Origin of the sequence: Shewanella sp. Isolate13 (genome assembly GCF_022398325.1) — a bacterium.
GTDB lineage: Bacteria > Pseudomonadota > Gammaproteobacteria > Enterobacterales > Shewanellaceae > Shewanella.
Genome location: NZ_JAKEVD010000002.1, coordinates 233,175 through 254,892, shown reverse-complemented (window position 1 = coordinate 254,892; position 21,718 = coordinate 233,175). Strand labels below are relative to the sequence as shown.

Genomic DNA, 21,718 nt, shown 5'->3' with positions numbered 1-21,718 from the left:
GCTTATTCCATAATAAATATGTATTTATTACCTTTTATAACTTTTAGTTATTTGAGAGGTACAAGGCTGTAGATAGATATGGCGGTGTAACATGTAACGTCTTGTATAAAAAGCGTTAAATCCAATAAGGCAATGAGTCTGTTCAACTAAGTGAAAATCATGGTGACTTTTAGCACTAACTTATTGCATTTAGATCTAATATTGGCGCTGTTTTTGATTAATAAATATGAGGTTAATCCAAGTTAAGCCTACCCAAAAAAACTAGCGCCCACAGTTGCCGACTTGCTAAACAACTGTTAATTCAGCATTGTGCTAGGTAGAATCTTCCACATAAGAAGACAAAACTGCTTAGATAAATTCAGGGAATACGATGAACAAATTAGCTGCGCTACTCTTAGCCTCTGGCTTGTGCTGCTCTTTTAGCCTTTATGCTCAAAGCGAGACTCAAGCAAGTAAGAGTGAAGAAAGCGAAACCAACATCGAGGTTACGCCTAAAAGAGAAGAGTCACTAGTTGATAAACGGATCTCAGAAGAAAGTGCTACTGACGAGCTGCCTTACGTCATTACCCCCCATAAGGTTAACTATATTCTGCCTGTGACCTACAGCAAATCCCCCAATATGGCCCCTTTTGAAAAAGATGCCGCCGAGCATCCCTTCACCTTAGATAATATGGAGGCCAAGTTTCAGATCAGCTTTAAGTTTCCACTATGGCACAATGTCTTTGGTGACAACGGTCACCTGTTTGCAGCCTATACCAACCAATCCTATTGGCAGGTATACAACAAAGATATCTCCTCGCCTTTTAGAGAAACCAATCACGAACCAGAGATCTTCATGCTCTTTACCAATGACTGGCAGCTGGGTCCGCTGAAAAACTCTTTTTGGGGTCTTGGCGCGGTACACCAATCCAATGGTCAGTCGGGTTCAAAATCACGTAGCTGGAATCGACTCTATGGCATGATGGTATTTGATAGCGGCCCCTTTGCCCTTGAAGCTAAGGCATGGTGGCGTATTCCAGAAGATGAGAAGGAGACGCCAAGCTCTCCAAAGGGCGATGACAACCCAGATATTACCGATTACATGGGTAACCTAGAGCTCAAAGGCGTATACGGCCTCAATGAACATAGATTTACTCTGATGGTGCGCAATTACATTAAAAAACCCAACTATGGCGCTCTGGAATTCACCTGGAGCTACCCGATCTTGGGTAACTTAAGACTTTATACTCAATATTTTAATGGCTACGGTGAAAGTTTAATCGACTACAATGTACATAACCAACGCATAGGTATTGGGGTTTCGATTAACGACATCTTATAGTCGACACCTTTTAATCGACAACGTTAGCTCAATATCAAAAGCGTCTTTAGCAGGCTTAGCGTAACCCGCTTAAAAGCCTGCCTGCACAAGGATGGTTATGACTTTGAGCTATAAGGGCATATTGACTGTTTTTAGCCTCCTCATCTGCATGAGCGTTGGGCTACTCAGCTACCAGTTCTTTTTCCCTAACAAGATAACAACCGAACTCAGTGTGCGGCAATACCAGCAAGATCTGAAGCTGGTTATCGCTAAGCTTGCGCAGCATTCCGCCTTTGCAGCCAACGACCCACAGCGCTTACAAGAGATCACCCAGAGCGCAAATGCCCTAATACAGCGCTCTATCGGCACAATTCATTCGACGCTGCTAGCGCAGCAGTTACAGCAACTGCTTAGCCAGCTCGGCGATCCTGCCATTCAGGTGCTCAGCCCGCATCTCAATACAGCAACGGCCACCAGACTGCCCATTAACTTGGTATTTGACGATCGATATTGGCAAGCCTATAACTTGGGAGGCAGACTGCTCGATGCCGAATACCCCTACCTTTCTCACATCGATGGCTTGCCTATTGCCCGCTGGGTGTTGGCGAGCCAAAGCTACCTGCCCGCTCCACTGAAACAGTCCCGTCTAGCACAGGCAAACGGGATCATGCAGATAGCGAAACTCAGACGAGAGATAGGCCTTAGGCACGCTAGCGAGTCGATACTGACCCTTACCGATGGTGAGCTCAGTGTGCAGCGAACGCTAACATTAGTTCAAACCAAAGAAGCTGAATCGATTGAGCCGACTCAACAGCGAGTCGATTTTCGCTTACCCTCACAGATCGATGCCAAGACTTTACAGCGGCTAACCCAGCAACTTACCGCTCGGCCCGAGAGTCATGCTCCATCACAGCTTATTATCGATATCCGCGCCATTAAACAGCCACAAGATCTGCTTATGGCTTGGCTCACGAAACACTTTAGTGATGATAAACAGCAACAAAAGATCCTCGCCTTATTGCAATACAAACGCTTTGCCAGCGCCAGAGCCGATCGTATCGCCAGCCAATACACGCCCCTGTCGCAACTGAGTTTTTTTGAGCAAACAGAGCTTAAGTACCGCGGCTTTGATAATGAATTAAAGCCTAGTGAAGCCTTTAGTGATTACCTAGTTCGCCGCTCTCGGATATTCGACACTGAATCTATAACCGAATTAAGGGTTATCACCCAAGTCGAGTCCAGCTCCGAGGCCGCGCCCAGTTCAGAAGCGGCGCCTGGCTTGGCCAGACATGCACAACTGTTTCTACGGGTGGATGCTAGCTGCGAGCAAGAGTGTGAATGGATAGCCCTAGCAGCTCAGAACTGGCCTAGAGTCACGCTTATCGGCGCCACAACCCGTGGCGACCTTGGCCCACGCTATCGAATAACACTGCCAAATAGCGGAATTGTGGTTCAATTTAGCTCTAGCTTAGTCTATCGCCCTAATGGTCAACTTCTGTCAGGAGTTGGCCTCACTCCCGACATATCGCTCAATCAACTCGCGTTTAACAAGGCTAATGCCGTCGAGCTTATCGGTGAAAAGTTTTTAGCCCAAAGTCCAGCACCGAGCGGCGACGCCCTAGCCGAAATCCCCTAATCCAAACTCGGGGGCTCCCCCTGCTTGAACTGACTAGGGTCATCTTTTTTGATGATAATAAACGAATTCATTCCATCATTCGGCCAACTAAGGTATAAGAGCGCCATGAAAACCCCAAAACGACTCCAACCTCTGGTTGATGAAGGACTGATTGACGAAGTAATTCGTCCATTAATGAGCGGCAAAGAAGCCGATGTTTACATTGTTAGATGTGGCAACGATATTCGCTGCGCCAAGATCTACAAAGAAACTGATAAACGCAGCTTTAAGAAAGCCGTTGAATATCGCGAAGGCCGTAAGAGCCGCAACTCACGCAGGGCCAGAGCCATGGAAAAAGGCTCTAATTATGGCCGCAAAGAGCAGGAACAGGCTTGGCAAAATGCCGAGGTCGATGCCCTGTTTCGCCTCGCCTATGCGGGCGTGCGCGTGCCTAAGCCCTATGGCTGCTTTGATGGCGTACTGCTAATGGAGCTAATCACCGATGAAGCGGGTTATGTGGCGCCAAGACTCAACGATGTAACGCTAACACCAGAGATGGCCATTGCCCATCATGCGATGGTGATGAAAGATGTCCAGCGAATGCTGTGCGCAGGCATTATTCATGGCGACCTGTCTGAATTTAATGTATTGCTCGATGATAAAGGGCCGGTCATTATCGATCTGCCCCAAGCCGTTGACGCTGCGGCAAACAATAATGCTAAGCGCATGCTGCTGCGTGACGTAAACAATATGACTCAATATTATGGTCAGTTTGCTCCATCTCTACGCACTAGCAAATATGCTCAGGAGATGTGGCTCAAATTTGAATCCGGCAAGCTATCGCCAGAGGCAGAGCTAACAGGGCAGTTTGTCGAAACCGAACACAGCGCCGATATCGATGCGGTATTAGCCGAGATCCAAGCCGCCTTCGAAGAGGAGCAAGATCGTAAGGCTCGCATACAATCTTCACCAGAGGATGAGTACCAGTATTAGCCCGCTAATCAGCTGATACTGAGCGACAAAAAAAGCCCAGCAGTGGAACACAGCTGGGCTTTTTAGTATCGCTAGCTTATCGAGTAACGCCGACTATTTATCGGAGCTCACGACATCGTTTGCTTTCTCAATATTGAGCTCTTCTAAGGTCGCCGCAATATCTTCGGCAGCGGTTTTGTTATTGATATCTTCATCAATCTTTAAGATCTTGCCATCTTTACCTATGTAAAAAGTCACACGACTAGCGACGCGAACGAAGTTCAGTACATCGTAGGCTTTAGCGGTTTCTTTACTCGGATCGCTAAGCATAGGAAAGTCCGCTTTCTGCTCGCGAGCGAAGGCTTGGTTATCCTCGAGATCATCCACACTGGCCATCATATATACGGCGTTATACTCGCGAATAAGGTGACCTTTCTCGACCAAGGACTTACATTCCAAAGTGCAGCCGTGGGTGTTAGCCATAGGGTACCAAGCCAGCACTAAGGTTTGCTTACCTCTGTAGTCACTAAGTTGATAAAAGTGGCCATCAGTCGCTTGTAGCTTAAAGTCTGGAGCCATATCACCGACCTTCAGATCCGTTGCCAGCGCGCTTAACGGCAGGAGTAATAATGCGATAAACCCAAGTTTTGAAAGCTGTTTAATCATCGTCTTGTCCCTTATTTAAATAGTCTTGCCCCCTCTCAACAATGGAGGAGTGCTCCCTATGCTTATTTCTAGCTGTTACGATCTATCTTAATCCCTCCCCAGCTATACGCCAGCTCCCGGTTAAGGATTGCTTCGTTTATCACTGGAATTGAGCGTATTACTCGCTTAGGCACTCAAAGGCTAGGTCATAGGCTTTGCCTAAATCGACCGTCTTAGGTTTAAGTAGCTTGAGTTCACTACAGCGTTTATCTGTGGCTCTCAGTGTCGCTGGGTGAATAAACTCAACCTCCTGCGAGACACAGGCTAAAATTGCCCCTTCCATTAAGAAAGTTCCCGCCCCCCCGGCACCTTGCCCTGTAGTTGCACGGCGGTTTAAGACCAGCTTAGAGACATTATGCTCGATTAAGTACGCCTTAAGCTGCGCAACAAACTCTCGAGTCTCTGCCTGACTGGGATTTTTAACTAGGCTGAACTTATTTGTCTTAGGCGCAATCACTCGATGAGCACTTCTGCTACCCGCTAAAGTAACCAACCTAACCTCATTCGCTTTTAAAAAGCACCCACTGACTAGCTGCTCAGCCATCTTAACTCCGAAGTATCACCAAAATAATAAAACGCCAACCTTCACTGGCTGGCGTATTGTCGTGACTGAATTATGCCATGCTCGGCTTATTCAGTTGAACGAGAGTTTGATAGAGAGTCGACTTCGAAGCCTTTTTGATCAATATCGAGACTCATCTTGACTCGCATATCATAACCTTTCATCGCCTCTAGCCCTTCAGGAACGGGTTCACCAGTTAGCTCGATAAAGGTTAGCAGTGGCTTAAACATCTTCATGTAATCGGCTGACATCACCATCAAGCCGTTATTGACCAGCGATTCTGTCGCTAAGCTATTGGCAACGGCTTCCCCCTTGTTACCAGCAAATAAGACTAAGTGGTTACCTTTTACCGCCATTTTAGCCTTGATCTTCATCTCAGGAGGCATAGGAATTATGCTATTGATATCGATCGCGTCACCATTGGCAGACAACTGAACATTGGCCAACTCAGGTGCAAATGGCTTCACCATATTAAATAACATGCTGGGGTTATCTGCTGAGAGTGTCATAACGGCATCTAAGCTCTCTAGCTGCGGATTATCTATGTCATCACTGATCTTATAGTCGATAAGCGAAATACCAACGCCTTTGACACCATTCGCCATGCCAGTAAACATGCCTAACATACCGGGACTCTGCTGGCTCATTTGAGCCTGCATCTGGGCCAATGGAGCACACTGATATTCTGGGGTTAACATATCATCCCAGATAGCAGTTAATGACGGTACCATCTGGTTTATATCGATACCCACACCTAAAGTAAATACGCTATTTTCAATATCTTGTGTATAGGCAGGAATATAACCACGCAGTTTTTGATAGGCATCGAGTAACACTTGGTTCTTACTCTCAACCACGGCTCTAAAACCAATTTTGCTCTCTTTATCGTTAATATCCAGTAGGTCGTATCCCGCAACCGTTCGCGGCCAATTATCGGCAATGGTAGAGAGTTCTAGCTGACATGCTGGGGTTTTCAGCTCGGCAAAAGGATCCTCTTGGCTCATTTCAAATAACTTCGAAAGCTGACCTGCAAGCTGATTGCCATCGGTACTGGTTAACGCCGTCACAATCTCTTTGTGATTGATGTAACTTATCCCCTCATTGGTAAAGCCATGTTTGTTGATAATGTCTTCGATGATGTGTGCATCGACAATAGAGTTATCAATTGGGGTCACCCCAAGAGCAGTTTCGAGTAAAGCGGCTTCACTAAAAGAGGTGCTCAGTGTAGAGATAAGCAGACCATCATGTACCGCAAACACCCAGTTTATCTGTTCTTGCTCGGTATCATCGGTCAATCGATAACTACGGTAATCCACACCTTTCAAGTTGGCCTTGGTATGGGAGAATCCACTCTCGGCTTCCGCTTTATCGAGCAGTGACCAGAAGGCATCGGGATTATCGATTTCGACTTTGACCACAGGCAAGGCGCCGAGTGTATAGAAGTAGCTACGGATATTTTCAGCCAAGCCGAAGGTCTGAATAAAGCTGCTGCCGTCCTTCATCGATGCCATATAGGACTTCATCAGGCTGACAAAGAATTTAGCCCTAGGATCATTTTCTTGTTCAAGCTCTTGCTCAAGCTCATCAAACACATCCACAGGGTATTGTCTGTAGGCTTCAGATAACGAATTGATATAGGACTTAACGGGGAAAGGTTGTAGCTGTGCGGAAAAAATTGGGGTGTCAGCAGGTATATAGCTTAATACTGGGTTCTCACCGGCCGAGATCTGCGTTGACTGCTGGCTATACCAATATCCACCAGCACCAGCAGCGGCAACCACTGCGGCAATAAGCATCTTTTTCATTCAAAGCTCCATTTGATATTTCAATTATTCCGATAGAAAACATTACAACCTTAATCAGCCATACTACATCATTGTTTATGCCTTATACCAATAGGCTCAAGCAAACTGTTATCCAAGTGATTAATGGATATTAGCAATTAAGTTAGGAGATAAAGTACTGAGAGACAATGCTGGCAATAATGGGGGAGTTAGCTCTAAAACGTGAAAACCCCAGCCAGCCCTACAGAGCAGGGCTGGCTGGGGAAACAACTCGCTTGATTAAGCAGGCGCTAGCAAGCCAATCAAAGCACTCAAATTAGCGCCCCTTGGCGTCATAATTCGAGCTTGGTTTATCTGGTTACTGACGGCTCTGCCTGCAATTTTTAGCTGATTTTGATGCCTAATATTTAAGGCTAACATCCAATCAGTGGAAGACTAAATTTTGCGTGACCCAATCTAGGCCGATACAGAACAGTTCCCTAAAACCATCTACGGGAACCTAAAACTATAGACCAAAAAAACACCTGTGCATAACCTTGTTAGTAAAAATGTACAAAATTTAATGAAAATTAATACTAAAGAATTAAACCCCTTTAGTAACATAAGCTTACACATTGATTTTTTGCATACAATATTACAACTACCACACCAAAAGTGGTACGCATGTACCACTTAACTCGGAGCTGGCGCAAACTTCTATTAAAACAAAATCAAATATCGTAATGCAGTCCACATTCACGCTTTAGACCGTTAAAGCGGGTCTCCTCTTCACTCATTCCTAACTCCAGCGGTTTACTCGAATGCGTGTCACCGACAGAAACATAACCTTGGTCCCACAGAGGATGGTAAGGTAGCTCAAACTCGGTTAAGTACTCGTGAACCTGCTTATTGCTCCAATCGATTATCGGCAAGATCTTATAGCGCTGACCATGAATAGCTAATATAGGCAGAGCCTCTCGGGTGCTCGATTGTGAGCGCCTCAGTCCCGCAAACCAAGTCCCTACGCGTTGCTCGGCCAAGGCTCGTTGCATGGGCTCCACTTTATTGATCTGGTTATATTTATCCAAACCATCTAAGTCTTGCTCCCACAACTTACCAAAGCGCGCTTCTTGCCAAGCGGCGCTGAAAGGTGATGAGTACACCTTCAAGTTAAGCTTTAACCTTTCGGTCAACTCATCGATAAACTGATAAGTCTCGCTAAACAGATAACCCGTATCGGTGAGTAGCACAGGAATATCGGCTTGCTCGCTGCTCACCATATGCAGCATCACCGCAGCCTGGATCCCAAAACTCGATGAGAGGGCGTGATTTCCCGGCAGATATGCCAGTGCCCAACGCACTCGCTCTACTGGAGTGAGTGCGGCTAGAAAATCGTTCAGCCGTGCCAGTTCAGCTTGCTGCTCAACTTTAGGCGCACTCAATAATGCCTTGAGCGCATCGGCGGAAATCACCGAATCAACAGTATTAGCCATGAAAATCCTTAGCTGCATCAAGTACAGCCGTAACGACACCGCAACGTACGGTATAGTTACCAAACGTTTCACCCACTTGGCGCTCAGCGACATATTGGGCAAATAGAGCATCGAGCTCAGCCAAGATCTCCGCTTCTTGAATATTCTCACGATAGAGCTTATTCAAACGAGTCCCCTCAAAGCTGGCTCCCAGATAAAGGTTATAGCGACCCGGCGCCTTACCCACTAGGCCGATTTCGGCCGCAAAAGGTCGAGCACAACCATTAGGACAGCCAGTCATGCGAATAACGATGCCTTGATCGAGGAAGCCGTGTTTTTCCTGTAGCCCTTCTACCTTAGTGAGAAAGTCTGGAAAGTAACGCTCAGCCTCAGCCATGGCTAGAGCGCAGGTTGGCAGCGCCACACAGGCAATAGAGTGACCACGGGTCTCGGTGATAAGCTTGCCGAGTAAACCATGCTGTCTTGCTAAGTCTTCTATCTGCTGTTTATCTTCACTCGGCACACCGGCAATAATGATATTCTGGTTCGAGGTCATGCGAAAATCGCCTTTATGCACCTTGGCAATCTCACGTAGACCCGTTTGCAATGGTTGGCCTGGTAAGTCTTTTACGCGGCCGCCCTCGATAAACACAGTTAAGTGCCAGTTGTCATCGACGCCCTGCTTCCAGCCATAACGGTCACCACGATCACCTATCACTACATCACGCTTAGACTCAAACTTAATGCCTGTGCGCGCTTCAACTTCCGCCTTAAACTTATCGAAACCGTGTTTGACTATGGTGTACTTCAAACGTGAGAGTTTACGATTTTCGCGATTGCCCCAGTCGCGCTGGATCGTCATCACGGCTTCGGCGAACTTAAGCGTGTCCTCGGCCTTAATGTAGCCAAAGTCATCAGCTAAACGTGGGAAAGTCGACACCTCGCCATGGGTTGAGCCCATGCCGCCACCAGCAACCATATTAAAACCCACTAGCTCATCGCCTTCGGCAACGGCAATAAAGCCCAGATCATTGGTGTAGACATCCACATCATTGTCTGGTGGTACGGCAACCGCCATCTTAAATTTACGTGGCAGATAGGTCTTACCATAAACCGGCTCCACCTCGTCACCTTCTGTGGTCACTAGCTTCTCATCGTCTAACCAGATCTCCGCGTAAGCCTTAGTGTGCGGCAACATGTTGTCAGACAGCTGCTTGGCATAGGCGTAAGCCTGTTGATGCAGCTTTGACTCAACAGGATTAGGGTTACACATCACGTTACGGTTCACGTCACCACACGCTGCGATCGAGTCCAGAGCCTCTCGGTCGAGATCTTGAATGATGGTCTTCAAGTTACGCTTAGGAATACCGTGATATTGGAATGTCTGACGCGTAGTAAGGCGAATACTGTTCGAGCTCGTGAGATTCGATGCGATCTTATCCACCGCCAACCACTGCTGTGGTGAACATACGCCTCCCGCCACACGTGCGCGCAACATAAAGCTATATAAAGGCTCTAGTTTTTGCTCTTTACGCTCATTACGCAGGTCACGGTCATCTTGCTGATAGAAGCCGTGAAACTTGATCAGCTGCTGATCGCCTTCGCTAAATGCCCCCGTGACCGCCGTATCTAGGCCTTCTTGGATAGTACCGCGCAGGTAATCACTGTCGGTTTTTAAATATTCATTTACTGCTAACTTTTGCTCACTCATGGCAAGGTACTCTCTTAAAATTCTTTTCTGCACTCGCGCTAGTTAACCCTAGCGTCGCTCATCATTGCTTTACTCGTTTAAAGCTAAGTCTTAGTAGACGTCTTTTTGATAGCGCTTAGCGGCTCGCAACGCTTCTACATATTCGGCTGCTTGCTCTTGAGTTTTGTTGCCGTATTTAACGACCACATCGAGCAGCGCTTGGTGGACATCTTTGGCCATACGTTCGGCGTCACCACAGATATAGAAATGTGCACCAGACTCTAACCACTGCCACAGTGCCTCGCCTTGCTCGGCGATCTTGTGCTGCACATAGACTTTATGCTGTTGGTCGCGCGAGAACGCCAAGTCGATACGAGATAGCTCGCCACTTTGTAGGTACTGCTGCCACTCGGTTTGGTAGAGGAAGTCTTGCTCAAAATGAGGATTACCGAAGAACAACCAAGTGTTGCCTTGTGCGCCTTGGGCTGAACGTTCCTGCATAAAGGATCTAAACGGTGCCACGCCTGTGCCAGGTCCCACCATGATCACTGGTGTCTCTGGGTTTTCTGGTAGGCGGAAGTGATTATTGGGTTCCACATAAACCTGCACCTCTTGACCCTCTGCGGCAGTCGCTAAAAACTGAGAGGCACCGCCAAAGCGAGTGACACCGTCACGATCCTCTTCAACCAGTGCCACGGTTAGGTGCACCTCAGACTCGACTTCAGCCTGACTCGATGCAATAGAGTAGAGTCTTGGAGTAATGCCGCGCAGCAAGGCAACAAACTGCTCTGCAGTCACCTTAGCCGGATACTGGCGAACTAAGTCAGCCACTTGATTGTTATTCACATACTCACGGGTCAGGGCTTTATCAGCGCTGATCGCCAATAGCTCGGCATTTTGACTCAACTCGGCCCAGCCAGTGACTAAACCAGGGTAGAGTTGTGTCAGCTCTTTCTTATTGGTTAGTGCTTCACGCAAACTCAAGTTATCACTGCCAACAGCAACAGACTCACCGCCATCAAGTGCTAGCACTTCAAGCAGCTCAGCAACTAACGCTTGTGAATTGGTAAACCACACACCTAAGGCGTCACCCGCTTGATATTGAATGCCAGACTCGCCCAGCTCGATCTCTACATGGCGAATGTCTCTGTCAGAATCACGGCCTGTCAGTTTTTGGCTAACGAGTAGTTCGGCGGTATAAGGCTTTTGCTTAGTGTAACTAGAGCTAGAGACTTGAGAGCTAGCGATAGAGACCACACTGGCACCAGCGCTCTGCACTAACGGCTTAACCGCTTCAAGCACATCCGCTTGCCATTGCTCGGCTTGAGCTTGATAGTCGACATCACACTCAACCAGAGGTGCAATGGACTTAGCGCCTAATGCATTGAGACGAGCCTCGAAGTCTTTACCGGTTTGACAGAAAAACTCATAACTTGAATCACCCAGAGCCAGTACTGAGTAATTAAGGTTATCCAGTTTTGGAGCGCGTTTAGAGCTTAAAAACTTATGCAACTCGATAGCATCATCCGGCGCCTCGCCTTCGCCATGGGTGCTGACAACCAATAGCAGCAAGCTTTCTTGCTTAAGCTGTCGTGTCTTGTAATCGCCCATAGAAACGAGATTGACGGCGTAACCTTGCGCCTGCGCCTTCTCGGCAAGCTCATTAGCAATGCCACGACCATTACCCGTTTGGCTACCATAAAGAATGGTGATGGTTTGTTCGGCTGCGGCTTGTGAGCCAACATCAGCCAGAGGCAACCCTGCCACGCCCTGCTCAGATGTTGCAGCAAGATAGCCGCTAACCCAAGCAAGTTGCACGGCATTCAGCTCTGCAGTGAGCTGCTTTAACTTGTCCACTTGGCCAGAAGATAGCGGCGAAGCGAGTGATGAAAGCTCTTTTAACAACATAGAAACGGCCCTGTATCAGTTTAATGCTGCTCAGCTTAGCCCCTCCTTAAACATTAAAAAAAGAATAAAAGATAATTTTTAATTCGATTTAGGAATATACAAAGTTCAAAAATTAAGCTACAAAAGTAAGTGGTAACTCAAGTAGTGCTTATGTAATAGAGTTTGCTAGTGCAAACTTCTATTAAAAAGTGTGGCTTAGCGCAAACTTTTCAGTCTGACCAGCTCAGAAACTACCATACTGAAAAATATACGCTTGTATCTAAATCTAGAGTCGCCACAATAAGCACCCTAACCAATAATCGACATCAATCCCTACGAATGTCCTAACAGAGAGGTTTACCTTTGTGAAGCTAGGTCTACCCAAAGAGAGTTATGCTAGTGAAAGTCGCGTCGCGATTATTCCAGCCAATGTGACTCGACTACTTAAAATTAACCTACAAGTTCTTGTTGAAAGTGGCGCTGGTAGTAATGCTGGTTTTACCGATGAAGACTATGTTCAAGCAGGCGCAACCCTAGTGTCTCGTGAACAGATCTTCAGTGATGCGGACATCATTACCCTAGTGAACGCCAAAGATGAGCAACTTAACGAAATAAAGTCCAAGCTTAAACCGCAGCAAATCGTGATCGGCATGATGGATCCACTGGCGCATCCTGAACATGCGCAAACCTTTGCCGAAACGGGGGTAACGGCGATTGCCCTGGAGCTTGTACCTAGGATCACTCGTGCTCAAAGCATGGATATCCTCTCCTCTATGGCGACTATCGCTGGCTATAAAGCGGTATTGCTCGCCGCCCATAAGGCACCACGTTTATTCCCTATGATGATGACTGCCGCAGGCACCTTAAAACCTGCACGCGCCTTTATCATGGGTGTGGGTGTAGCCGGACTGCAAGCCTGTGCCACGGCTAAGCGTTTAGGCGCCGTAGTTGAGGCCTATGATATTCGCCCAGCGGCTCGCGAGCAGATCATCTCTGTTGGTGCCAAGCCCGTTGAGCTTGACCTTGAAGCGGAAAACACCGAAACCAAGGGTGGCTACGCTGCAGAGCAATCTGATGACTTCCTCAAGCGTCAGCAACAAGCGATGGCGAACGTGCTTGCCCAGCAAGATATCGTGATCACCACGGCAGCCATTCCAGGCCGTAAGGCGCCAATCCTTATCACCAAGGAGATGGTCGATGGCATGAAGAGCGGCACGATTATTGTCGATCTTGCGGCTGAAACAGGTGGTAACTGTGAACTAACCGAACTCGATAAAGAGGTGGTCTACAAGGGTGTAACCATTCTTGGGCCATCAAATGTACCGGGAACGGCGGCAAATCATGCCAGCCAGATGTATGGCACTAACATCGAAAACTTGCTTAAGTTACTCGTCAGCAAAGAGGGCGAACTTAATCTCGACTTTGACGATGAGATCATTAGAGACACGGTTGTAGCCCATAAAGGTGAAGTCGTGAGCACACGTTTACGCGAGCTTTTAGGCCTAGCTGCGCTCGAAACCTCATCGGAGGCTAAATAATGGAAATTCTACTGTTACTGACCCTATTCGTGGTTGCTGTGTTCTTAGGTGTCGAGATGATCACTAAGGTACCACCGACTCTGCACACACCTTTGATGTCAGGTTCAAATGCGATCTCAGGGATCTCGCTTGTGGGCGCGCTGTTATCTGCGGGCTCTGGCGCAGGTATTTGGGTCAATGTATTAGGCTTTATTGCCGTGGTACTTGCCACTATCAACGTTGTGGGCGGTTACATGGTAACCAACCGCATGCTAGCCATGTTTAAAAGGAAATAAGCCACTATGAGTACGACGATTATTTACCTCGCCTACTTGGTGGCTGCGAGTTTATTTATCTTAGGGATCAAGGGGCTGACTAAGCCCCGCACCGCCGTGCGCGGTAACCAGCTTTCAGCATTGGGTATGTTTATTGCCGTGGTTGTGACCCTGCTCGATCAAAGCATTTTAAGCTATGAATGGATCATTGCAGGTGTGCTACTCGGTGGCACAATTGGTGCCGTTATGGCAACCAAGATCCAAGTTACCTCGATGCCTCAGATGGTTGCCATGCTAAACGGCTTCGGTGGTGGTGCGTCACTATTTATCGCACTGGCTAACTTTATCGATCCACAGTCCGCGACCCATACCGTTGCCTTGGTTTCGATTACAGCCACAGTGATCATCGGTGCCGTGACTCTGTCTGGCTCGTTTATCGCTTTCGCTAAGCTGCAGGAGCTCATCTCGGGTAACCCCATTAAGGTACCGGGTAACAAGCTACTTAACGCACTACTGCTTATCACCGCAATTGGCCTTGCGATTGCCATTGTGATGGATCCTAGCAACATCAACCTTATCTACGCCTTAGTGGCCGTATCTTTGGTGCTAGGTTTACTACTTGTAGTACCAATCGGTGGCGCCGACATGCCAGTGGTTATCGCGCTGCTGAACTCCTACTCGGGTATTGCGGCGGCGACCACAGGTTTCATTACCGGTAACACGGTATTGATTGTATCGGGCTCACTCGTTGGTGCATCGGGGATCATCCTGACACAGATCATGTGTAAGGCGATGAACCGTTCACTGTTTAACGTACTATTTGGCGTGATGGCCGAAGGCGGCGAAACGGTCGATGCAGACGAAGTCTATGCCGGTAAAGTGACCTCATCTTCACCTGAAGAGGTGGCTATGCTACTCGAAACTGCCGAACGCGTTGTGATAGTGCCAGGCTATGGTTTAGCCATGGCGCAGGCGCAACACGCCGTGCGTGAGCTAGCCTCCGTAATGGAAGCACGTGGTACCCAAGTACTCTACGCTATTCATCCTGTTGCGGGTCGTATGCCGGGTCACATGAACGTGTTGTTAGCTGAAGCTGAAGTACCGTACGAGCAGCTAATTGAGATGGATGAGATCAACCCACAGTTTGAGCAAACGGATGTGGCGATTGTTATCGGTGCCAATGACGTAACCAACCCTATGGCCCGTGAAGATAAGGGCAGCCCAATCTACGGCATGCCGATTCTAAACGTCGACAAGGCAAAAACCGTGGTTGTGGTTAAGCGTTCATTGAGCCCAGGCTTTGCAGGATTACCTAACCCACTCTTCGCGCTAGATAACTCATTAATGCTATTTGGCGATGGTAAGAAGGCGATTGTAGAGCTAACCCAAAGCTTAAAAGAAGCCGATTAAGCTAAAATGCTAAAACCGAAAAGGTCGCTAATGCGGCCTTTTTTATTCCTTTCGTAAGTATTAATTGCCATTAAGCTCTATTTAACCATTTCTTGTTAAAATTATGTAATTCATGGTTAGAATCAAGTAATCTAGCTACAAGTACCTGTGCTAGAAGAAAAAGAATATGACTCTCAAGATATTTCCCCCTCTGTCTCTTAGCCTTATCTTACTCGCGCCATTTTCAGCTCTGCAAGCAGCAGACTCCAGTGAGCTCGACACCAAGATGCCACCGCCTCCGGTCCAACTTAATGAAGAGGTTGACGAAGAGCCTATCGCTCAGTGGAGTGATAACTGGGGCATAGGTATTGGTATGCGCCGCGGCGATATTCCCTACGCCACCGAAGAAGATGAGGTCTATGACACCCTGCCGCTCATCTACTTTGAGAATGACTATTTCTATATCAATGGCATGGAAGCGGCAGGCCATATCTGGAAAAATGACAACCATCAGATCAATCTCTACACTCGCTTTCGTTTTGTCGATATCCCCAAGGAGTTACAGAACGAATCCCAGTCTCAAGCCTTTGATTTTGGTCTGCAGTACCGTTTCGTCAAAGATGAGTGGGACTTCGACTTAGCCTTTCTTTCAGACTCCAATAAACGCAGTTACGGTTACAGCCGTACCCAATACACCTGGGAGTCTGGGGACTGGAGGCTCAAACCTTACGCCGAATTCCAGTGGAAGAGCGCCGACTTTAATAACTATTACTACGGTTTAGAACAGTACGAGATCGGTGGTGGTGTAGACTTTAACGCGGGTATTAAGGCCCGTTACCATGTGTACAGCAACTTATACCTACTTGGACAGTTCGGTGTTGGTCGCCTCGAAGATGACGTCTACAACTTACCGACCATTAACAACCGCTTTCAGTATGAGTCCTTCTTCGGCTTCGGCTTCTTTCCTGAGCCTAATTCCAAGAAGTACTCTGCGCAGCCTGCAGCAACTAAACGCAAAGAGGGCAGCGAATTTGTTCGTATCGCCCACGGCTGGGCAACACCGTCAAACCTCAATGCCATCTTGAAATGGCAGACCAAGACTGACCCATACAATAACCAGATGACTTCGGCGTTTTACGGTACTCAGCTCACCGATAGTCTGTTTAACTTCCCTATCGATCTGTACCTGACACCCGGCCTCGTTTGGCACCATAGTTCAGAGGTGCAGGATAACCTTGCCGAAGCCGTGATTGCAGTGAAGGCGTTTTACACCTTTGAGCTTGGGCCGCGCTTCAGACTCGGGGTCGCCGAAGGTCTCTCTTACGTTAGCAACGTTACTCATATCGAAAGTAGTGAGCTAGAAATCAAAGAGTATAAACCGTCAAAACTGCTTAACTACTTAGACTTCTCACTGGACGTTAACGTGGGGGATGTTTTTAACTCGGCAAAATTCGACAACATGTGGTTTGGTTACAGCATCCACCATAGATCGGGGATCTTCGAGTCTAGCTCCGCCTTTGGCCGCATTAGTGGTGGCAGCAACTATCAAACCGTATACCTGCAGTGGCACTTCTAATCTAGGTACTCATGGCCCCAGAGCTAACAAAAAGCCTGTTCTTTATCGCTAAATAACAGGCTTTTTTAATGACACTCGCCAGGCTGGTTACATAAGGCTAAGGCGCTCTGTCCAACTAAGGCATTGACTAATAAGCGCCCCTGCTCACCGAGTTCGCTAAGCGCCTTCTCACTCGCCAACGTAATGGCTCTATAGCGACTCACGTTCACCTGCTTTGAACCACAGATAGAGAAATAGAGCCGAATGATGGCGATAAAATGTGGCTGCTTTAAAGAGACTTTCCAAGAGGTTTGCAGAGACTGAATACAGGAGAAATCTAGACGGTCGATGAACAGGTTAGCGAGACGACTGTCTAGCTGCGTTAGAAAGTCGACTTTATGGGGGAAGTGGTGACTGATCCCAGTGCGGCTAATGCCCGTAGCTTCAGATAGTGTCGTATAAGACATGGCATCATAGCCAAGTTCGAGGATCTGCTTCATCGCCTCATCAAGGATCTGTTGCACCGTCTGCTCGGTCTCGACTTTAGAACGCTTGGCCATAACACTACTTCATTGGAATAGACATAGGCCTACTCTAACAAAAGCATTTCATGAATTCCTAAATCAATGCGTTCTATTCAGCTCTCATTCAGCAAGTCACCAGCTAACACGACTCTGCACTTTATCACCCTATAGATTGTCGGCGCTCATCTGCTGAGAGCTCAGCCACTGGTGTGCGGCGCTCTGCCCCATCACCTCAATCAAGGTCGGCTCAAGGTAGCGCCCGAGGGCAGGCTTGCGCCAATACATATAGCCGGGTAATGGCTGCACCGTTCCTGCGCCGAACGTGCGCTGGATCAGGCTGGAAAACTCATCCAATGTATCCCTATCATGCAGGCGTAGTTTAGGAGAAATATCCGCCCAGAACAGGTCGAAACGGGGAAATTGATTTAACTGCTCAACAGAATAAAGCTCAAATACCTGAGCCAAGACAGGTACCGACCAATGAGACATAAACTCACTATCCGCCATCACCGCCAAGTTGCGCCTATGGTACTGCTGCCAAGCCAGTTCTAAACTCTGAGTCTCACGCGCAATACGCCAGTGTAGATACAGATCCGCCAGCCACTCGTGCTGATAGGGGCTAGTAATCGTTTGTCCTTGGCGGCCTAACGCATCGATGGCATGCAGATGCCCGAGTTCATGCCAGTAAGTTAATTGTGACTGTTGCTTTAACGGCAAAGAGAAGTGACCCACGCCCCAATTGATGGTCTGCTGGATGGGCACATTTTGAAAGTCGGTGATCACCACACCGGCAATACGGGCATGACGCAAAGGCAATACCATAGCGCCGCGCTGACCTAACAACTGATTAAATTTTTTTAGCTCAGAGGGAAGTTGGTTACGGGCCGAGAACGGGAGCTGCGAGATGCAAGTTTCAAGTTGATGTAGCTCGCAGACAAGGGCTTGTTTAGATCCAATACCGGACCATAAGCCACTTGTCTTGTCTAATGCCGTCAGATCTATCGCCGTGATGCTTACCCCTGCCAAGTATGTTGCCAGAGTAGCTGATGCTGCAGTCGCGGCGAGCGAGCTCATCATTTTGATTTTTAGTCAGTAGTTATCGACTAACATCAATGGCTACTGATTCGCCATGATGTTTTGAATAATCGCCGTGGTAGAGATGCCATCTTCAAAACCTAAGACTTTAACCAGACCACCCGCAGCCATCACCTCAGCGCCACCGGCGATATCTTCGACCTTATAATCGCCGCCTTTAACTAACAAGTCAGGCAGCAGGCGCGCGATAATGCGCTGAGGCGTATCTTCAGTAAAGGGCACCACCCAATCCACCGAGGCCAAACCAGCAAGCACTGCCATGCGTCTATCTTCAGGGTTCACCGGACGGCCTTCGCCTTTAAGACGTTTAACCGAGGCATCGCTGTTCACCGCCACAATCAGTCTATCGCCCAAGGCTCTAGCCTGCTGCAAATAGCTGACATGACCGGCATGTAAGATATCAAAACAACCATTGGTCATCACCACACGTTCACCGCGTAGTCTTGCTTGCTCTAGGGCATACACCAGCTGATCTTCACTCACGGCGCCAAAGCCTGATTCACCATGGCTTAGGGATAACGCCTCGATAAGCTCGATGCGCGTGACCGTCGAGGTGCCCAGTTTAGCCACCACAATACCCGCCGCGGTGTTAGCAATCGCACAGGCTTGTGGTAATTCACTGCCCGCTGCAATCGCTGTGGCTAAGGCTGAGATCACCGTGTCACCAGCGCCTGTCACATCGTAGACTTCACGGGCAACGGTCGGAATATGCAGCTCGGGCTGATCTTTAGTGATGAGCGTCATGCCCTTTTCAGAGCGAGTCACCAACATAGCGGTAAAGTCATAAGCCTCAAGTAAGGCTTGAGCTTTAGCCACTAAATCGGCCTCTGACTCCACCTTACCCACGACTACTTCAAACTCACTCATATTCGGCGTTAATAGGTAGGCGCCGCGATACTTTGAAAAGTCACTTCCCTTAGGATCCACCAGTACCTTCACACCTTTAGCGTTAGCCGCTTCGATAAAGCTTTGTGGTGAGATAAGCGCGCCTTTGGCGTAGTCAGACAGGACCGCCACATCGACATTGTCCAGTTGTGGTAGGCTCTGTGCTAGCAGGGCATCACTCTCGGCTTGAGAGTAGCTCTCTTCAAAGTCTAAACGCAGCAACTGCTGATTACGGGACATTACACGTAGCTTAGTGATGGTTGGCTTATCAGCAACCTTGTGCCAATTAGGCTCGACCCCAAGGGTTTGTACGCCTAAGGTTAATGCATCGGCGGTTTCATCAGCACCGACAATACCCGCAAGGCTAGCACTGCCACCTAAGGTCGCGATATTTATCGCCACGTTAGCCGCACCACCGGGTCTGTCTTCAAGCTGTTCAACCTTAACAACAGGTACAGGCGCCTCTGGTGAGATCCGCGCTGTAGGGCCCGCCCAATAGCGATCTAACATCACGTCACCGACAACGAGAACCTTGGCTTTTTCAAATGCTGGCAGAGAAATCTTCATAACGCCTATATCTATCACAAAATTTAATACTGATTGTACCTAATTCTAATCGCTTTTGAGTTAGAATAATGAGTAATTTTTCAATGGATTCGAGAATTACGTGGTCGAAAAAGCACAATTTTCATCTCACCTTTATCATCCCAAGTACTGGCTATTGTGGTTAGGCGTGGGCTTTATGCGGTTAACTCAGCTGCTACCACTGCGAATTCAGATGAAAATGGGCGCTGCTCTTGGCCGCTTAGCCATGAAGCTAGTCAGCAGTCGCGTCAAGACTGCCAGACGGAATCTAGAGCTGTGTTTTCCAGAGATGTCTGAAAATGAGATGCAACATCTCTTGACGCAAAACTTCGAGCAAACCGGTAAAGCCATCTTCGATACCGCCAATGCCTGGTGGTGGTCTGATGAAAAAATTCAGCAGCATATGACCATTAAAGGCAGAGAATATGTCGAGCAGACATTAGAGAGTGGCCAAGGGGTAATCCTGTTTGCGGTGCACTGTCTGCCACTAGAGATGGGCGCTCGGATCTTCGGCCAGTTCCAACCCGGTGTTGGTGTCTACCGCCCCCACAACAACCCCTTAATGGAATACCTACAGGTTAAAGGCCGCCTCCGTTCAAACAAGGCCTTGGTACCCAAACGCGACCTACGTCAGATGGTACGCAGCCTACGGGAACCGAATGTTATCTGGTATACCGCCGACCAAGACTTTGGCCGCTCAAGCGCCATCTTTATCCCCTTCTTCAATGTCCCCGAAGCCGCCACCATTACCGGCGCCACTACCCTAGCCAGACTGGGTAAAGCCAAGGTATTACCTTTCTTCGTCGAACGTAATAGTGATGACACCGGCTACAATATCGAGATCCAACCGCCACTGGATGACTTCCCTGGTGAAAATGAGATTGAAGATGCTAAGCGCGGCAATAAGATCATCGAAGAGATTATTAGCCGTAATAAGGCGCAGTATATGTGGTTACATCGACGGTTTAAGACACGCCCGAATAAAGGCGATGCTTCTTTGTATAAGTAGGTTATAGGACTGAGTGTTAGCAGGTTATAGGTTTGGCTTTTTGAGGTTCTAGGTTCTAGGTTCTAGGTTCTAGCAAAGCTAAAGGTATCAGGCTGCGCCTGACTAGGGTCGTGAGCTTCCAGCTCACACTCGGGCATTTCCGCGTTAGGCGTTAGGCATCAAGCAACACCAACCTAAATCAGTCCCCCAATTACTCGGTGTAGATACGGCAGCGGGCTTCGATGACATGGTGAGAGATAACGAAGTTATCAAGCTCTCGAACGAGAGGCATGGATGCCGAACTGGCGTTTAAATAGGGATGTTGTTTGTTTTCGTTGAGCCTACAAGGCCAATTCAGTTCCATAATAAATTTGGCATTCCCTCCGTCCATGGAGGTCAGACGTACTAGCGGCGAGCTTCAGCAGTGTCTGCACATAAGGTCGTTCTTTCACATCCATGTGATCACGACATTCGGACATCCTGTCCAGCACCCGCTGCAAGCGATTGATAGCGACTAAGTACCAAATTCAAATTCGCTAATTGGTAGCTCCCCCCAAAAAAATGTAACCAACCTTCATTCGAACGCTAACTCACTTTGGGGCATTTCCGCGTTAGACATCAAGCAACACCAACCTAAATGAGTACACCAATTATCCCGTGTAGATACGGCTGAAGCCGTCGAAAACATGGATGTTTTCGTTGAGCCTACACGGACGTATTAGTGGCGAGCTTAAGAAGTGTCTGCACATCCCCCGCTGGAGGCGATTGATAGCCATGAAGCGAAAATGTAGAACACACTTCCCCGTAGCCACAGCTCAGAAAAAAATGTAATCAGCCTTCACTCGGAGGCTAACCAACTTTGGGGCATTTCCGCGTTAGATATCAAGCAACACCAACCTAAATGAGTACACCAATTACCCCGTGTAGATACGGCCGTGA

Annotated in this window: 18 protein-coding genes; 8 read left to right on the top strand and 10 right to left on the bottom strand. The window is 48.1% G+C overall.

Features of this window, described 5'->3' with window-relative positions:
• Nucleotides 1-370 precede the first annotated feature (370 nt).
• From L1D44_RS02315 to L1D44_RS02305, 3 genes are all read left to right on the top strand, one after another.
• Nucleotides 371-1,321 (top strand): phospholipase A, encoded by a 951-nt coding sequence (locus tag L1D44_RS02315; protein WP_239888654.1) that lies wholly within the window; start codon nt 371-373, stop codon nt 1,319-1,321.
• A gap of 97 nt (nt 1,322-1,418) precedes the next feature.
• Nucleotides 1,419-2,936, top strand: coding sequence for a S41 family peptidase (locus L1D44_RS02310; protein WP_239888653.1), 1,518 nt, complete (start codon nt 1,419-1,421; stop codon nt 2,934-2,936).
• A 105-nt stretch (nt 2,937-3,041) separates the two neighbouring features.
• Nucleotides 3,042-3,908, top strand: a complete 867-nt coding sequence (locus L1D44_RS02305; protein ID WP_239888652.1) for a PA4780 family RIO1-like protein kinase — start codon at nt 3,042-3,044, stop codon at nt 3,906-3,908.
• Between the two features lie 93 nt (nt 3,909-4,001).
• Here L1D44_RS02305 and L1D44_RS02300 read toward each other — a convergent pair whose 3' ends face one another.
• The 6 genes from L1D44_RS02300 to L1D44_RS02275 form a co-directional block, all read right to left on the bottom strand.
• Entirely contained in the window at nt 4,002-4,553 is a 552-nt protein-coding gene (locus tag L1D44_RS02300; RefSeq protein WP_239888651.1) for a redoxin domain-containing protein, read from the bottom strand.
• 157 nt (nt 4,554-4,710) lie between these two features.
• On the bottom strand, nt 4,711-5,136 hold the full coding sequence (locus L1D44_RS02295) for a DUF3010 family protein (protein WP_239888650.1): 426 nt from the start codon (nt 5,134-5,136) through the stop codon (nt 4,711-4,713).
• A gap of 86 nt (nt 5,137-5,222) precedes the next feature.
• Nucleotides 5,223-6,959 (bottom strand): hypothetical protein, encoded by a 1,737-nt coding sequence (locus tag L1D44_RS02290; protein ID WP_239888649.1) that lies wholly within the window; start codon nt 6,957-6,959, stop codon nt 5,223-5,225.
• Between the two features lie 689 nt (nt 6,960-7,648).
• Entirely contained in the window at nt 7,649-8,410 is a 762-nt protein-coding gene (locus L1D44_RS02285; protein WP_239888648.1) for a phosphoadenylyl-sulfate reductase, read from the bottom strand.
• Nucleotides 8,403-10,100, bottom strand: coding sequence for an assimilatory sulfite reductase (NADPH) hemoprotein subunit (gene cysI, locus L1D44_RS02280; protein WP_239888647.1), 1,698 nt, complete (start codon nt 10,098-10,100; stop codon nt 8,403-8,405). Before cysI ends, L1D44_RS02285 begins: the two co-directional genes overlap by 8 nt.
• Nucleotides 10,101-10,190: 90 nt before the next feature.
• Nucleotides 10,191-11,987: an assimilatory sulfite reductase (NADPH) flavoprotein subunit gene (locus tag L1D44_RS02275; protein WP_239888646.1), complete on the bottom strand. Its 1,797-nt coding sequence runs from the start codon at nt 11,985-11,987 to the stop codon at nt 10,191-10,193.
• A 344-nt stretch (nt 11,988-12,331) separates the two neighbouring features.
• On the opposite strand from L1D44_RS02275, the gene L1D44_RS02270 reads away from it, so the two are divergent.
• The 4 genes from L1D44_RS02270 to L1D44_RS02255 all read left to right on the top strand — a co-directional run bounded on the left by L1D44_RS02270 (nt 12,332) and on the right by L1D44_RS02255 (nt 16,723).
• Nucleotides 12,332-13,504, top strand: a complete 1,173-nt coding sequence (locus L1D44_RS02270) for a Re/Si-specific NAD(P)(+) transhydrogenase subunit alpha (RefSeq protein ID WP_239888645.1) — start codon at nt 12,332-12,334, stop codon at nt 13,502-13,504.
• Nucleotides 13,504-13,779, top strand: coding sequence for an NAD(P) transhydrogenase subunit alpha (locus L1D44_RS02265; protein ID WP_012153916.1), 276 nt, complete (start codon nt 13,504-13,506; stop codon nt 13,777-13,779). The genes L1D44_RS02270 and L1D44_RS02265 overlap by 1 nt, the downstream gene beginning before the upstream one ends.
• 6 nt (nt 13,780-13,785) lie before the next feature.
• On the top strand, nt 13,786-15,168 hold the full coding sequence (locus L1D44_RS02260) for an NAD(P)(+) transhydrogenase (Re/Si-specific) subunit beta (protein ID WP_239888644.1): 1,383 nt from the start codon (nt 13,786-13,788) through the stop codon (nt 15,166-15,168).
• A gap of 166 nt (nt 15,169-15,334) precedes the next feature.
• Nucleotides 15,335-16,723 carry a MipA/OmpV family protein gene (locus L1D44_RS02255; RefSeq protein WP_239888643.1) on the top strand — a complete coding sequence of 463 codons (1,389 nt, stop codon included), beginning with the start codon at nt 15,335-15,337 and terminating at the stop codon, nt 16,721-16,723.
• 65 nt (nt 16,724-16,788) lie between these two features.
• Here L1D44_RS02255 and L1D44_RS02250 read toward each other — a convergent pair whose 3' ends face one another.
• The 3 genes from L1D44_RS02250 to hldE all read right to left on the bottom strand — a co-directional run bounded on the left by L1D44_RS02250 (nt 16,789) and on the right by hldE (nt 19,773).
• A complete protein-coding gene (locus L1D44_RS02250) occupies nt 16,789-17,262 on the bottom strand; it encodes a TetR family transcriptional regulator (protein ID WP_239888642.1) in 474 nt (157 codons plus the stop codon).
• Between the two features lie 129 nt (nt 17,263-17,391).
• Nucleotides 17,392-18,303, bottom strand: coding sequence for a hypothetical protein (locus L1D44_RS02245; protein WP_239888641.1), 912 nt, complete (start codon nt 18,301-18,303; stop codon nt 17,392-17,394).
• 39 nt (nt 18,304-18,342) lie between these two features.
• Nucleotides 18,343-19,773, bottom strand: a complete 1,431-nt coding sequence (gene hldE, locus L1D44_RS02240) for a bifunctional D-glycero-beta-D-manno-heptose-7-phosphate kinase/D-glycero-beta-D-manno-heptose 1-phosphate adenylyltransferase HldE (protein ID WP_239888640.1) — start codon at nt 19,771-19,773, stop codon at nt 18,343-18,345.
• A gap of 100 nt (nt 19,774-19,873) precedes the next feature.
• On the opposite strand from hldE, the gene L1D44_RS02235 reads away from it, so the two are divergent.
• Nucleotides 19,874-20,800 (top strand): LpxL/LpxP family Kdo(2)-lipid IV(A) lauroyl/palmitoleoyl acyltransferase, encoded by a 927-nt coding sequence (locus L1D44_RS02235; protein WP_239888639.1) that lies wholly within the window; start codon nt 19,874-19,876, stop codon nt 20,798-20,800.
• 190 nt (nt 20,801-20,990) lie between these two features.
• Here L1D44_RS02235 and L1D44_RS02230 read toward each other — a convergent pair whose 3' ends face one another.
• Nucleotides 20,991-21,143 (bottom strand): hypothetical protein, encoded by a 153-nt coding sequence (locus L1D44_RS02230; protein ID WP_239888638.1) that lies wholly within the window; start codon nt 21,141-21,143, stop codon nt 20,991-20,993.
• Nucleotides 21,144-21,718: the final 575 nt, after the last annotated feature.